Below are 14300 nucleotides of genomic sequence, written 5' to 3'. Positions count from 1 at the left end.
CTCTTCGCTGTATGAATCGTTCACGCCTGCCAGACGCCATAGCCCGCTTCGCGCAAGCCGATCGCCAGTTCCACTTCCATGTCGCGCGCGCCGTCGTAGGGCATCGGGTTGTACATCTCATACAGTTGCGGCAGGAGCCGCAGCCCGTATTCGCGGACATAGCGATTCGACTGGATGCCGGCCTTGTGCTTGTCGAAGCGCACGTCGGGATCGATGCCCGTCATGCCCACGTAGACGAACGGCATGCCGATCACGTAATCCGGATTCGCGCGACGGAAACGCGCTTCGTTCCAGACCGTTCCGGACAGTTCGACGACGTAGACGGAGTAATGATGGCTGCGCGCGCGCCGGGCGGGCGGCATGTTTCGGATGGCCTTCGCGGCGTGCTCGTTGCGGGCGTCCATTCTATGACGGCGATGCTTTTGGCGCTCGATCGGACGGCGCGGCCCCTGCCGGATGCGTCTCAAAGTGGTAAATTCGGGCGGTCTGCGCTCGCGCAAAACGATCGGACATCGGCGCGGCCCATCGCGCCGCCGGTCGGAACCGGAGACGATCTCTCTCGCGCGGGCGCCGCCCCATCGACACGTTTTCATCCCGAAGCCGCGCGCCACGAGCCGCGCGACGCTTCGGTCATTCGGAGATCAAGCAATGAGCAAGCAAGCTATCGGCGTGGTAGGCCTCGCCGTCATGGGCCGCAACCTGGCCTTGAACATCGAGAGCCGCGGCCACGCCGTTTCGGTATTCAACCGCAGCCGCGCCAAAACCGACGAACTGATTGCCGAACATCCCGACAAGAAGCTCGTGCCGACCTACACGCTCGAAGAGTTCGTCGAGTCGCTCGAAAAGCCGCGCCGCATTCTGATGATGGTGAAGGCCGGCGCCGGCACCGACGAGACCATCGCTTCGCTGCGTCCGCTGCTGGAAAAGGGCGACATTCTCATCGACGGCGGCAACACGCATTTCACCGACACGATCCGCCGCAATCAGGATCTCGCGAAGTCGGGGCTGCATTTCATCGGCACGGGCGTGTCGGGCGGCGAGGAAGGCGCGCTCAAAGGCCCGTCGATCATGCCGGGCGGACAGAAGGAAGCGTACGAACTCGTCGCGCCGATCCTCACGGAAATCGCCGCGAAGGCGCCGGACGGCGAGCCGTGCGTCGCGTACATGGGCCCGGACGGCGCGGGCCATTTCGTGAAGATGGTGCACAACGGCATCGAATACGGCGACATGCAGTTGATCGCCGAGAGCTATGACGTGCTCAAGCGCGTCGCGGGTCTGTCGAACGAAGAGCTGGGCAAGGTGTATGTGGAGTGGAATCAGGGCGAACTGGACAGTTACCTGATCGAAATCACGTCGAAGATTTTCTCGAAGAAGGACGAGGAAACCGGCAAGGATCTCGTCGATGTGATTCTCGACCGCGCCGCGCAAAAGGGCACGGGCAAGTGGACGAGCCAGAACGCGCTGGACCTCGGCGCGCCGCTGCCTTTGATTACGGAAGCGGTGTTTGCGCGCGTGCTGTCGTCGCTGAAGACGCAGCGTGTGGCGGCGAGCAAGGTGCTGGCAGGCCCGACGCCGAAGTTCGACGGCGATCGCGCGGCGTTCGTCGAGTCGGTGCGGCGTGCGCTGTATCTGTCGAAGATCGTCTCGTATGCGCAAGGTTTTGCGCAGTTGCGCGCGGCGTCGGAAGAGTACAAGTGGGATCTGCATTACGGCGAGATCGCGAAGATTTTCCGGGCGGGCTGCATCATCCGCGCGCGCTTTTTGCAGAAGATCACCGATGCTTATGCTGCGAAGCCCGACCTCGCGAATCTGTTGCTCGATCCGTATTTCAGCGATATCGCGGCGAAGTATCAGGAAGCGCTGCGCGATGTCGTCGTGGCGGCCGTGAAGGCGGGGATTCCGGTGCCGGCGTTCTCGTCGGCGATTGCTTACTTCGATGCGTATAGGTCGGAGAGGTTGCCCGCGAACCTGGTGCAGGCGCAGCGCGATTTCTTCGGCGCGCATACGTTCGAACGCACGGATAAGGAAGGGAGTTTTCACGCGAATTGGGCGTGAGGATCTGACTGAACAGATCGAGAGCATGAGACGCGGCTTCCTTTGGAAGCCGCGTTTTTTCTTGCAGCCAAGCTGCGAAATCTTCGATTCGCAATCGAGCGTTTGGCGCGCATTTCGGCTGAAGGCGAAGAAAGTGGGTATTCGACTAATTCTTCAGCCCCACCCACTCCCCATTCCGCCCCCCACTCCTCAACACCGCCTCCACGAACCGCAACCCCGCGACCCCATCCTCGACGGTCGTCAGCCAGTCATCCCCCTGCGTCGTCCCGCTCGCGATACACGCCGCCGCATCCGTATAAACCTGCGCGAACGCTTCCAGATACCCTTCCGGATGTCCCGCCGGCACGCGCGTCGCGTGCAGCGCTTCAGGACTTTGCACGCGCCCGCGCGTGATGCGCTCCGACGCGCCGCCTATCGGCGTGAACCACAATTCGTTCGGCTTCTGTTGATCGAACGCAATGCCCGCCTTCGTCCCATACACGCGCAATCGCAACGCGTTCTCCTCGCCGGCCGCGACCTGACTCGCCCACAACATGCCACGCGCGCCGTTCTCGTAGCGCAACATCGCCTGAACATGATCGTCCACACGACGATTCGGCACGAACGTCGTCACATCGGCGGCAAGCTCGGATGGCCGCATCCCCGTCACGTATTCCGCAAGCTGATACGCGTGCGTGCCGATATCGCCGAGACATCCCGCCGGTCCAGCGAGCGCGGGATCGGTGCGCCATACGGCCTGCCGGTTCGCCTGCGTCTCGACAGGAAGAGACAGCCAGTCCTGCGCATACTCGATCTGCACCACGCGAATGTCGCCGAGCAAGCCGCGCTGTACCATTCCGCGCGCATGCCGCACGAGCGGATAACCCGTGTAGGTATAAGTCACCGCGAACACGCGATCCTTCTCGCGCGCAAGCTTCGCCAGCGCCTCGCCTTCATCGAGCGAAACGGCGAGCGGCTTGTCGCAAATCACGTGAATGCCCGCTTCGAGAAAAGCGGTCGCGATCGGCGCATGCAGATGATTCGGCGTGACGATCGCGACCGCCTCGATGCCGTCCGAGCGTCCAGCCTCGATGCGCGCCATCTCGCGAAAATCGTCGTAGCTGCGCGCGAGCCCGATCGCCGCGGCGCTCGATGCCGCGCGCCGCGCATCCGACGACAACGCGCCCGCGACGAGTTCATAGCGATCGTCGAGCCGCGCCGCAATGCGATGCACCGCGCCGATGAACGCGCCCTCGCCGCCGCCGACCATCCCCAACCGCACGCGATTCATCGCTTGTCTCCGGAATCGATGCCGAGCACGCCGCGCATCTGCTCGCGGCTCGCGCCGCTGCCCGCGAAGTCATCGAAGGCGCGCTCGGCCACGCGGATGATGTGATCGCGGATGAACACCGCGCCTTCGCGCGCGCCGTCTTCCGGATGCTTCAGCGCGCATTCCCATTCGAGCACGGCCCAGCCGCCGAAATCGTATTGCGCCATCTTCGAGAAGATCGCCTTGAAGTCGATCTGGCCATCGCCCAGCGAACGGAAGCGGCCGGCGCGATCGACCCATCCGGAATAGCCGCCGTACACGCCCTGTTTCCCGCTCGGCCGGAACTCGGCGTCCTTTACGTGAAACGCCTTGATGCGCGCGTGATAGATGTCGATGAACGCAAGGTAGTCGAGCTGCTGCAACATGAAGTGGCTCGGATCGAACAGGATGTTCACGCGCGGATGATCGTCCACCGCCGCGAGAAAACGCTCGAACGTCACGCCGTCATGCAGGTCTTCGCCAGGATGAAGCTCGTAACACACGTCGATGCCCGCGCGATCGAACTCGTCGAGAATCGGACGCCAGCGGTTCGCAAGCTCTTCGAACGCGGCTTCGACGAGACCCGCCGGACGCTGCGGCCACGGATACACATACGGCCACGCGAGCGCGCCCGAAAACGTCACGTGCGCGTTCAAGCCGAGACGCTTCGACGCCGCCGCCGCGAGCTTCATTTGCGCGATCGCCCATTCGGTCCGCGCGGCCGGATCGCCCCGCACATGCGGCGCGGCGAAGCCATCGAACAGCGTGTCGTATGCGGGATGCACGGCGACCAGTTGTCCTTGCAGATGCGTCGACAACTCGGTGATCGCGACGCCCGCATCGTCGACGGTGCGGCGAATCTCATCGCAATACGCATCGCTCGATGCGGCCTTCTCCAGATCGATCAGACGCGGATCGGCAGGCACCTGTATGCCCTTGTAACCGAGCGACGCCGCCCACGACGCGAGATTCGCGAGCGTATCGAACGGCGCCTGATCGCCCATGAACTGTGCGAGAAATATCGCCGGGCCTTTGATGGTTTTCATCTTTCGCCTCCACAAAAAGAAGGCCGGATGAACGGCCTTCGCGCATCAGAACGGCGAGTTCGGGAAATAGAACTGCTTGGCGTTGTCCTTCGTGATGAGCACCGACGGGATGATCGTCGTCGGCGGCAGCTTGTCGCCCTTCAGGCGCGCGTCGGCGGTCAGCTTGATCGCGTCGTAGATGAACTTCGGCGAATACGAGACATCGGCCGGCACGCGCGCATCGCCGTCCATGATGCGCTTCACCGCTTCCTTCGATCCCGCGCCGCCGAACACGATCTTGATGTCCGTGCGCTTCGCCTGATCGATCGCCTTCAGCACGCCGACCATCATGTCGTCATCCGCGGCCCACACCGCGTCGATATGCTTGAAGCGCGTGAGATAGTCCTGCATTACCTTGAACGCATCGTCGCGATTCCAGTTGGCGTATTTCGCATCGAGAATCTTGATGTCGGGATATTGCTTCAGCACGCCTTCGAAGGCGTTCCAGCGCTCGTTGTCGAGTGTCGTCGGAATGCCGCGTAGCGCGACGATATCGCCCTTGCCGTTCAACTGCTTCGCGAGAAACTCGGCGGGAATCTTGCCGAAAGCGGTGTTGTCGCCGGCGACGTACGCGTCCTGCGCGCTCGTGTCGGTCAGGCCGCGATCGACCACCGTCACATACACGCCTTTCTTCTTGACCTGCGCGACCGGTTGCGTGAGCGACGCCGATTCCTGCGGGAAGATCACGAGCGCATTGATCTTGTTGACCGTGACCAAATCCTGCAACTGGTTCGCCTGCTCGGGCGCGGTGCTCGCCGTCTTCACGATCACCTTCAGGTCGGGATGCGCCTTTTCCAGTTCCTTCTTCGCTTCGTTGGCCCACCACACGATGCCGCCCGTGAAGCCGTGATCGGCGGTCGGAATGGCGACGCCCAGCACGACCTTGTCGGCGGCGAATGCGGACGACGATGCAGCGGCGAACGCGCTCGCCGTCAACGTGAGCGCGCCGAGCGCGCGAAGCATTTTCTTCATGACGATGTCTCCTGTTTTAAGACTATCAACGACGACCGCGCTGCAGGAATGCTACGAGGATGATGACGGCGCCCTGCACCGCCGCATTCAGATACACGCTGATGATGCTCGTGAGATTCAAAATGTTGTTGATGACCGAAAGCAGAATCGCGCCGATGACCGTGCCGATCACGCGCCCTTCGCCGCCCTTCAGCGCCGTGCCGCCGACCACGACGGACGCGATCGCTTCGAGTTCCCACAGGAGGCCCGTCGTCGGCGTGGCGGAGCCTAAGCGCGGCACATACAGAATCGTCGCGACGGCCACGCATGAACCGAGCAGCACATACGTGACGATCTTCACACGATCCACGCGAATCGCCGCATAACGCGCGACCTGTTCGTTCGATCCGATCGCCTGCACATGACGCCCGTACACCGTGCGATTGAGCACGAGCGCACCGCCCGCCGCCACGATCGCGAACACCCAGATCGGCACCGGAACATGCAGCAGACTCGCGTAATAAACCGGCCCGTAAAGATCGACGAGCGAGTTGTCGAGCGTGAGCGCGCCGCCATCCGCGAGCCATGTGAGCAGCGCGCGAAATATGCCGAGCGTGCCGAGCGTGACGATGAACGGCTCGATGCGCCCTTTCGTCACGAGCACGCCATGCGCGAAGCCGAACAGCGCGCCGAGCACGAGCGCGAGCACGATGCCGAGCGCGATGATCAGAAGCGGCGGCACCGCGTGGCCGTGAAAGCCCTGCATCAGCGCGTTCATCATGTAGATCATGCTGCCCGCGATGAGCGCGGCCATCGAACCGACCGACAGATCGATGCCGCCCGAGATGATGACGAAGGTCATCCCCACCGCGATGATGCCAATGAACGACGTGCGCGTGAGCACGTTCATCGCGTTGTCGACGGTGGCGAAATCGCCGTTGAGCAAGGTGCCGCCGATACACAGCGCGATCAGCCCGATGAGCGGCCCGACGCCGAACATGAAGCGCGCGACGGTGGAGAGACGGCTCTCGCTTTCGGTGTCTTCAGTGTGTGCCGGTCGCATGCGCGATCAACCTCTCTTCGGTCAAAAGATCCATGCCGAGTGTCGCGACGAGTTCGCCCGCGCGCATCACCGCGACGCGATGACACAAGCCGATCAGCTCGATCAGTTCGGACGAGATCACGATCACCGCGCGGCCTTCCGCGGCCAGCCGATGAATCAGGAAATAGATATCGCGTTTCGCGCCGACATCGACGCCGCGCGTGGGTTCGTCGAGCACGATCACGCGCGGATCGGGATTCAGGAACTTCGCGAGCGCGAGCTTCTGCTGATTGCCGCCCGACAGCATGCGCGCGCGTATCGACGCGTTGCCGGTGCGTAGGCCGAAGTCCTTCACCGCCGCGTTCAGGGCTTCGCGTTCCGCGCGCGTATCGATGAGCGGATGCGCGTAGCGCTCCAGCGTCATCATCGTGAGATTGTCTTTCAGCGCCATGTCGACGTGGAGGCCGCGCCCCTTTCTGTCTTCGCTCAGATAAGTGAGGCCTTGCTGCATCGCTTCGCGCGGGCCTTTGAGCTTGACCGTTTTTCCGTCGATGACGACGCGCCCCGCAGAGAGCGGACGCAGGCCGACGAGCGCTTCGAACAGCTCCGTGCGCCCCGCGCCGACGAGTCCCGCGAAGCCGAACACTTCGCCCTTGCGCACCGAAAAGCCGATGCCGTCGGCCCAGCCCGGCACCGATGCGCCTTCGACTTCGAACGCGACCGGCGCGTCGTCGGACAACGGCGGCTTGTCGGGGAACATGTCGGAGACTTCGCGGCCGACCATCAGATTGGCCATCTGCTGACGCGTCAGCTCGTCGGTCGGCGCGCGCGCGACGAAGCGGCCATCGCGCATCACGATCACTTCGTCGGTCACGCGTTCCACTTCGTCGAGCTTGTGCGAGATATAGACGATGGTCGTGCCCGCTTCCTTCAGACGCGCCATCAGGCCGAAGAGACGCTGCGTCTCCGATGGCGTCAACGTCGCGGTCGGTTCGTCCATGATGAGCAGGCGCGCGCTGCGCAACATCGCCTTCGCGATCTCGACGAGCTGCTTCTCCGCGACGATCAGATCGCGCACCTTCGTATCGGGATTCTTGTGCAGGCCGACGTCGTTCAACGCGGCGCGGGCATCGTCGCGCATCGCGGCTTCATCGAGGAAGAAGCCTTTCTTCAGCTCGTGCCCGAGGAACATGTTCTGCGTGATGCTCAAATGATCCGCGAGATTCAATTCCTGATGGATCAGCACGATGCCGGCATGTTCGGCATCGCGCGAACTCGCGAAGTCGCGCGCGCGTTCATCGACGAAAAGCTCGCCCGCGTTCGCACGCTCGTAGCCCGCGAGAATCTTCATCAGCGTGGACTTGCCCGCGCCGTTCTCGCCGAGCAATCCGTAGATGCGGCCCGGCGCGAGATCGAAGCTGACGCCGTGCAGCACGCGCACCGGCCCGAACTGCTTTTCGATGCCCTGAAAGCGCACGGCGAGGCTCATCGTCACGCGCTCCTTCTTTGAATCAGCCGATGCGGCAGCAGCACGCCCGGCACATCCGCGCGCGGGTCGCGCAGGCGCTTGAGCAGCAGGTCGGCTGCGGTTTCGCCGAGCAGTTGCATCGGCTGCGAAACGGTCGTGAGCGGCGGATCGACATGCGCGGCAACGGCGATATCGTCGAAGCCGACGACAGCGACATCGTCGGGCACTGAAAAGCCCGCGCCGCGAAAGCCGTTCATCACGCCGATGGCGAGCGTGTCCGACACGGCGAAGGCGGCCGTCGGACGCGCATCGCCCAACGATGCGAGTTGCGCGGCCGCGCGCTCGCCCGCGTCGTAATCGAGGCTGTCGAGTTCGATCAGCCACTCCGCGCGCGGCTCGATGCCGGCTTCGATCAACGCATCGCGATAGCCCGCGAGCCGCTGTCGTCCATACAGATAACCCTGACCCGAGTTGATGAGCGCAATGCGCCGATGCCCCTTCGCCGTCAGATAACGCACGACATCGCCCGCGGCGAGATGATTGTCGATGCCGACGTACGGCACGCCCGCCGCCGGATCGAACTCGCAGCACGCGACCCACGGCAGCGTCGACGCTTCTTCGGCGAGCGCTTTTTGCACGGCGGCGGGATCGAGACAGATGGCGCCATCGGCGCGGCGGCCGCGCAGCAGATCGAAATAGCTTCGCTCGCGCAACGGGTCCGCGCCGGTATCGCACAGCAGCATGAAGTAGCCGTTCTGACGCGCGACGCTGTCGATGCCGCGCACGATCGCCGCATAGAACGGATTGCCGAAGTCCGGGACCATCGTGAGGAGCAGGCGGCTTTCGGCCGTGCGCAGATTGCGCGCCAGCTCGTTGATGCGATAGCCGCTCGTCGCGACCGCTTCGAGCACTTTTTCGCGCGTCGTCTCGCGAACGTTCGTGTGTCCGTTGAGCACGCGCGATACGGTCGCGACCGACACGCCCGCGCGTTCAGCGACGTCGGCAATCGATACTTCTTCGCGTGGTCGAACCGTATCTGACATCGCTTTGCCGCGCGTCGCGATCGAGATGTAATGGATTACATTATTTGATCTTACGGGTCGCGAAGGCAACAGCAATCGACTAGGGAAAAACGCTTAAGGGCGGGCATGTCGATCTCGTGTCATGTTGCTCGTCGTTAGGTGTGAGCGTACCGAAGACGCTCGATAAATACACCAACTTCAAGGAGCGATCCACATGCGATTCATGATGCTGATGATTCCGCGCGGCTACGAAAGCGCCGAACCGGGCACGATGCCGAGCGCCGAAGCCGTCGCCGCGATGATGAAATACAACGAGGAATTGCAGAAGGCCGGCGTGCTGCTCGCGCTCGACGGACTGCATCCGCCGTCGATGGGCGCGCGCGTCACGTTCGAAGGCGGCAAGCCGCGCGTCACCGACGGACCGTTCGCCGAAGCGAAGGAAGTGCTCGGCGGCTACTGGATGGTCCAGGTGAAGTCGCGCGAGGAAGCGATCGAATGGGCGAAGCGTTGCCCCGGATCGGACACGGAGATGATCGAAGTGCGGCAGGTCATGGAGATGGACGATTTCCCGCCGGACGTGCAGCAAGCCGCGGCGGGTTTCGATGACATGCAGAAGAACGCGAAGCGCTGACGCGAACGCCTACGCGATCGCTTCCAGCGCGAGCGCGATGCCCTGCCCGCCGCCGATGCACAGCGTCACGATCGCGCGCTTCACGCCGTCGCGGCGCATCGCGTGGGCGAGGCGCGTCGTCAGCACGGCGCCCGTCGCGCCGATCGGATGACCGTGCGCGATCGCGCCGCCTTCGACGTTGACGATGTCGTCGGGCACGCCGAGCGTTCGCGCCACCGCGATCGGCACCGCCGCGAACGCTTCGTTGATCTCGAAGCGCTCGACATCGCCGAGCGTCCATCCCGCGCGCTGCAACGCCTGCTGCACGGCGGGCACCGGACCGAGCCCGAACATCCCCGGCTCGACGGCCGCGACGCCGAACGCCGCCAGGCGCACGAACGGTTCGATGCCGCGCGCGTCCGCTTCGTTGCGGCTCGTCACGATCATCGCCGATGCGCCGCTGTTCAGCCCCGGCGCATTGCCGGCCGTAATCGTGCCGTTGGGACGGAATGCCGGACGCAATTTCGCCAGCGCCGCGAAATTCGTGTCGGGACGCGGCTGCTCATCGCGCGCAAACGCAACGGTTTCCTTGCCCGCCTTCACATCGACGCCGACGATTTCCGCATCGAACGCGCCGTCCTTCTGCGCCGCCGCAAACCACTGCTGCGAGCGCTCGGCCCAGCGATCCTGCGCCTCGCGCGTGATGTCGAACTTCGACACGAGATCTTCCGTGTGCCAGCCCGAATGCTCGCCCGAGAACGCATCGACGAGACCGTCGCGCAGCAGGCTGTCGTAGATCTGCGCGTTGCCCATGCGATAACCGCGACGACCGCCATCGAGCAGATACGGCGCGCGGTCCATGTTCTCCATGCCGCCCGCGATGGCAAGACGCGAGACGCCCGCCGCGATTTCCGTCGCCGCCGTCGCCACGGCCTGCGCGCCGGAGCCGCACACGCGATTGACCGTCAGCGCGGGCACGGAAACCGGCACGCCGCCGCCGACCGACGCCTGTCGCGCCGGATTCATGCGGTTGCCCGCCTGAATGACGTTGCCGAACACGACCGAATCCACCGATGACGGATCGAGCGCCGAACCCGCGCGCCGCAACGTTTCCGCGATGACGGCCGCGCCCAGATCGACGGCGGGCGTGTCCTTCAGCGAGCCGCCGAACCCGCCGATCGCCGTACGCACCGGATGACACAACACGATGTCCTGCGCAAACATGGCGAGCCTCCGATCAGCGCGGAATGCCGGTGAGGTAGATAGGGGCGTCGGTCGACAGCGATTGCTTGACCGCGCGCCCGGTGTCATCGACGAGCACTTCTTCCTGATTCTTCTCCACCGCCGCCAGCACTTCGCGCACGACATGTTCCGGCGTCGATTTCGGCGCGGTGACTTGCGCGGTCATGTCGGTATCGATGTAACCGGGATGCGCCGCCACGACGAGCGTGCCCTGCTCGCGCAATTCCTCGCGCAGGGCGTTCGTGGCCGCCCACGCCGCCGCCTTCGAGATGTGATACGCGCCACCCGCCGGCAACGAGACCCAGCTCAGCACCGAAAGAACGTTGATGACCGCGCCGCCGCCGCTCTTCTTCAGCACGGGCGCGAATGCCTGCGTGAGCGCGATGGGGCCGAACGTGTTGATTTCGAGCAGATCGCGAATGCCTTGCGTCGATGCCGGATCGACGAGCAAGCCGCGCGTCGTCACGCCCGCGTTGTTGACGATCACTTGGACGTCGGTGTAGGTCGCCGCTGCTTCCGCGATGTCGGCGGCGTTCGTCACGTCGAGGCGGATCGCTTCGACGCCCGGAATGTCGACGCTCTTCGGATCGCGCGCGGCCGCATAAACCTTCGCCGCGCCCGCTTCGATCAACGACTTCGCAAATTGCTTGCCGAGCCCGCGATTGGCGCCGGTGACGAGTACCACTTTTCCTTTGACCTGCATGATCTGCTCCGCTTGATTGTGCATATGCACTAATGCCGATGAATAAAAGGCTCGCACGCGGCGAGCCAGCGCTTGATCAACTCACTCCATCGTCGTCAATTCGAACAGCGACTGGCGCAATGCCTTCGCGCGTTTCTCGCCGAACTTCGTTTCGAATTCCGCCTGCGCCGCGCGCCATTGCGCCGCTGCCTTCACGAGCGTTTCCTTGCCGGTTGCCGTGAGACGCAAGCCGACGGCGCGCGAACTCGCCGATTCCTGCGCCGCTTCGACGAGACCGTCGCGCTGCAAGGGCTTGAGCGCACGCACGAGCGTCGTGCGGTCCATCACCATCGAATCGGCGAGTTCGAGCATCTGCACGCCGGGCTTGCGCCCGATCGCCGCGAGAATCGTGAACTGCGCCGCCGTGATGCCCGCTACGCTCAAATGCCGCTCGTACATTTGCGACACATAACGCGCCGCCTGACGGATCGCAAAACAGTTGCAGTCGAGAGGAGAAGAGTTGGAAGTCATGCCACGCAGAATATTTGTGCATATGCACTTTGTCAAGCGGCGGGATTCAATCGGCCCGATAGCAGCGTCTCGCGGATGGTCGGGAATCGTCGCGCGCGGCGCGTCGGCGAAACGCCCGAAGCCGCCATGGGGTTGAGATCGCGGCGTATCGGGCCTATGCCGAAATCCGCATCGGACGCGCGACTAAACACCAAGACGCGCCGAAATTGGCTCCCTACATTTCGCTTGTCCGATGCCAGGGCGTTCCATTCGATTTCGATTTGCCAGATCAAAAAGGAGAGGGAAAACCATGCGCTTCCGTACCAGACCTTTGGCATGGCTCGTGGCGTGCGCCGCGGCCACGCTCGGCGCCGTGCCTTTTGCCGCGAGCGCCGACGAACTTCCGGTGAAAGTGGGTTTCGCCGCGCCGCTGACCGGCGCGAACGCGGGTTACGGGAAGGATCTCCAGAACGGCGTGCAGCTCGCGCTCGATGAAGCCAACGCGAAAAAGATCACGATCGGTGGCAAGACGGCCAAGTTCGAGATCCGCGCGGAAGACGATCAGGCCGATCCGCGCGTCGGCGTGCAGGCGGCGCAGAAGCTCGTCGACGATGGCGTGGTCGTCGTCGTCGGACACTTCAATTCGGGCACGACGCTGCCCGCATCGCCGATCTACAACAACGCCGGCATCCCGACGATCGATCCCGCCGCGACCAATCCGACCATCACGACGCGCGGCCTCGCGAACATGTTCACGGTGATTTCCAGCGACGCGCAGAACGCGGGCAACGCCGGCGTCTACGCGGTGACGACGACGAAGGCGAAGCGCATCGCGATCATCGACGATCGCACGGCCTTCGGTCAGGGCGAGGCCGACGAGTTCGAGAAGGCGGTGAAGGCGAAAGGCGGCACGATCGTCACGCGCGAATACAGCGACAATCAGACCGTCGATTTCAGCGCGCAACTGACGCGCATCAAGTCGACCAACGCGGATCTGATCTTCTTCGGCGGCCTCGACCGGCAGGCGGCGGCGGTCGTCAAGCGGATGAAGCAGCTCGGCATGAACGCGCAGTTCGTGGGCGGCGGCGGCGTGATGGACGCGGATTTCCTCAAGCTCGCCGGCGACGCCGCCGAGGGCGCGCAGGCGTGGGAATACGGCAGCCCGCTCGACAAGCTGCCCGAAGGCAAGGCATTCAGCGAGAAGTTCCAGAAGCGCTTCGGCGTCGCGATCCTGTCGTATGCGCCGTTCGGCTACGACGCCGCGTGGGCCGCGATCAACGCGATGCAGAAAGCCAATTCCATCGATCCGAACGTGTACCGGCCGGTGCTGAAGACCAACAAGTTCGACGGCATCACGGGGCCGATCGCGTTCGACGACAACGGCGCGTTGAAGAACGCATCGTCGACGCTGTATCAGGTGAAGAACGGGCAGTGGGAATCGGTCGTGACGAAGCACGGCATGTGATCGAAACGCTTCGCGCGGCCGCCCGCGCGAAGCGTTTCAATGCGTGGGCGAATCGCTCGGGCGCGGCAACGTCGCGATGAAACGTTCGAGATGCTCGTTGCATTCGATGACCGCTGAAAGACGCACTTCTCTCATCTGCCGGTCGTGCTCGTTGATCACCGCAGTGAGCCGCGGCACCGCAGTCGCGGGAAGGCGCCAGTCGCCGACCGTCAGGCCGCGGTCGAGCAACGCGAGCACGTCGCCCTGCACTTCATCGAGCGTCGCGCGGTCCAGAATGCCGAAGCCCGCCTCGGTCAAGAGTCCAGACAGCAGCACGGCCTGCGCGATGCACTGCGCCTCGATCAGACTCGCCCGGCCACGCTTGACCGATTCGAGTGCGATCCGGCATTGAAGGATGACTTTGTCCGCCTCGACGCGCGGCATCGGCAGCCAGTAGATTCTGGCGTTCCGGTCTCGCGACGGTTTCGGGAGCCTTCGTATTTTCGTGTTCGACATCGTCTCGACTCCTCGTGGCGTTCAATCGACAAGCAGAAGACAAGCCAGCGAAACGAAACACAGAAGCGCGCTGAGACAGAAGAACCGGTCGGATTTCGCCAGCGGTCCGCGCGGCGTCTGCGGCAAGGGCGCGTCGTCCCGGATGATTCTCAAGACCGCGACGTACTCCACGATCGAACAGCACAGCATGACCGCCGCTGCGAGCAGGAAAGCAACAACCAGAATGTTGATCGACATAACTTCATGCACCCCCGATAGTGGTCGCAATGGTCCGGCGCGCCATGTCAAGAAGTGAAACGCGATTCACGCGCACATGACGTCCGACTGTTCCGGTCAGCGCATCATTCGCGCTTGTCGCGGAACATGAAACGCATCCTAGCCGCTC

The 14300-nt window shown here is 63.7% G+C and carries 16 protein-coding genes; 3 read left to right on the top strand and 13 right to left on the bottom strand.

What is annotated here, in order from left to right; translation table 11 throughout:
• Positions 1-20: 20 nt before the first annotated feature.
• On the bottom strand, positions 21-362 hold the full coding sequence (locus NCT05_RS15930; RefSeq protein ID WP_033536684.1) for a hypothetical protein: 342 nt from the start codon (positions 360-362) through the stop codon (positions 21-23).
• Positions 363-648: 286 nt separating this feature from the next.
• Between NCT05_RS15930 and gnd the strand changes: the two genes are divergently transcribed.
• Positions 649-2055 (top strand): NADP-dependent phosphogluconate dehydrogenase, encoded by a 1407-nt coding sequence (gene gnd / locus NCT05_RS15925; RefSeq protein ID WP_008354103.1) that lies wholly within the window; start codon positions 649-651, stop codon positions 2053-2055.
• A gap of 145 nt (positions 2056-2200) precedes the next feature.
• Here the strand turns inward: gnd and NCT05_RS15920 are convergent, their stop codons facing one another.
• The 6 genes from NCT05_RS15920 to NCT05_RS15895 are packed head-to-tail and all read right to left on the bottom strand — an operon-like array spanning position 2201 to position 8932.
• Positions 2201-3325, bottom strand: coding sequence for a Gfo/Idh/MocA family protein (locus tag NCT05_RS15920; RefSeq protein ID WP_175982941.1), 1125 nt, complete (start codon positions 3323-3325; stop codon positions 2201-2203).
• A complete protein-coding gene (locus NCT05_RS15915; RefSeq protein WP_250502699.1) occupies positions 3322-4389 on the bottom strand; it encodes a sugar phosphate isomerase/epimerase family protein in 1068 nt (355 codons plus the stop codon). The genes NCT05_RS15920 and NCT05_RS15915 overlap by 4 nt, the downstream gene beginning before the upstream one ends.
• 45 nt (positions 4390-4434) lie before the next feature.
• Complete coding sequence (locus NCT05_RS15910; protein WP_175982940.1) at positions 4435-5400, bottom strand: substrate-binding domain-containing protein; 966 nt, start codon at positions 5398-5400, stop codon at positions 4435-4437.
• A gap of 25 nt (positions 5401-5425) precedes the next feature.
• Entirely contained in the window at positions 5426-6442 is a 1017-nt protein-coding gene (locus NCT05_RS15905; RefSeq protein ID WP_250502698.1) for an ABC transporter permease, read from the bottom strand.
• Positions 6423-7910, bottom strand: a complete 1488-nt coding sequence (locus NCT05_RS15900) for a sugar ABC transporter ATP-binding protein (RefSeq protein ID WP_250502697.1) — start codon at positions 7908-7910, stop codon at positions 6423-6425. Before NCT05_RS15900 ends, NCT05_RS15905 begins: the two co-directional genes overlap by 20 nt.
• 2 nt (positions 7911-7912) lie before the next feature.
• Positions 7913-8932: a LacI family DNA-binding transcriptional regulator gene (locus NCT05_RS15895; protein WP_250502696.1), complete on the bottom strand. Its 1020-nt coding sequence runs from the start codon at positions 8930-8932 to the stop codon at positions 7913-7915.
• A gap of 193 nt (positions 8933-9125) precedes the next feature.
• Between NCT05_RS15895 and NCT05_RS15890 the strand changes: the two genes are divergently transcribed.
• Positions 9126-9542 carry a YciI family protein gene (locus tag NCT05_RS15890; protein WP_250459161.1) on the top strand — a complete coding sequence of 139 codons (417 nt, stop codon included), beginning with the start codon at positions 9126-9128 and terminating at the stop codon, positions 9540-9542.
• Between the two features lie 9 nt (positions 9543-9551).
• Here the strand turns inward: NCT05_RS15890 and NCT05_RS15885 are convergent, their stop codons facing one another.
• The 4 genes from NCT05_RS15885 to NCT05_RS15870 form a co-directional block, all read right to left on the bottom strand.
• The gene (locus tag NCT05_RS15885; protein WP_250502695.1) at positions 9552-10745 is read right to left on the bottom strand and encodes a thiolase family protein; all 1194 of its coding nucleotides are present in this window, start codon (positions 10743-10745) and stop codon (positions 9552-9554) included.
• A gap of 13 nt (positions 10746-10758) precedes the next feature.
• The gene (locus NCT05_RS15880) at positions 10759-11466 is read right to left on the bottom strand and encodes an SDR family oxidoreductase (protein WP_250502694.1); all 708 of its coding nucleotides are present in this window, start codon (positions 11464-11466) and stop codon (positions 10759-10761) included.
• Positions 11467-11547: 81 nt separating this feature from the next.
• Entirely contained in the window at positions 11548-11976 is a 429-nt protein-coding gene (locus tag NCT05_RS15875) for a MarR family winged helix-turn-helix transcriptional regulator (RefSeq protein ID WP_033536665.1), read from the bottom strand.
• 32 nt (positions 11977-12008) lie between these two features.
• Positions 12009-12293 (bottom strand): hypothetical protein, encoded by a 285-nt coding sequence (locus tag NCT05_RS15870; RefSeq protein ID WP_175982935.1) that lies wholly within the window; start codon positions 12291-12293, stop codon positions 12009-12011.
• Here NCT05_RS15870 and NCT05_RS15865 point away from each other — a divergent pair.
• A complete protein-coding gene (locus NCT05_RS15865) occupies positions 12266-13420 on the top strand; it encodes a branched-chain amino acid ABC transporter substrate-binding protein (RefSeq protein ID WP_008354116.1) in 1155 nt (384 codons plus the stop codon). The two genes, NCT05_RS15870 and NCT05_RS15865, sit on opposite strands and share 28 nt — an antisense overlap.
• Before the next feature lie 36 nt (positions 13421-13456).
• Here the strand turns inward: NCT05_RS15865 and NCT05_RS15860 are convergent, their stop codons facing one another.
• Both NCT05_RS15860 and NCT05_RS15855 read right to left on the bottom strand, forming a co-directional pair.
• Positions 13457-13915 carry a hypothetical protein gene (locus NCT05_RS15860; RefSeq protein WP_051079078.1) on the bottom strand — a complete coding sequence of 153 codons (459 nt, stop codon included), beginning with the start codon at positions 13913-13915 and terminating at the stop codon, positions 13457-13459.
• Between the two features lie 21 nt (positions 13916-13936).
• Positions 13937-14152: a hypothetical protein gene (locus NCT05_RS15855; RefSeq protein WP_008354118.1), complete on the bottom strand. Its 216-nt coding sequence runs from the start codon at positions 14150-14152 to the stop codon at positions 13937-13939.
• Positions 14153-14300 lie beyond the last annotated feature (148 nt).

It is taken from the genome of Caballeronia sp. AZ7_KS35 (assembly GCF_023631045.1).
In the GTDB taxonomy this organism is placed as follows: Bacteria; Pseudomonadota; Gammaproteobacteria; order Burkholderiales; family Burkholderiaceae; genus Caballeronia; species Caballeronia zhejiangensis.
The sequence above is the reverse complement of the archived record's forward strand: the minus strand, read 5'-3'. Positions and strand labels throughout refer to the sequence as shown.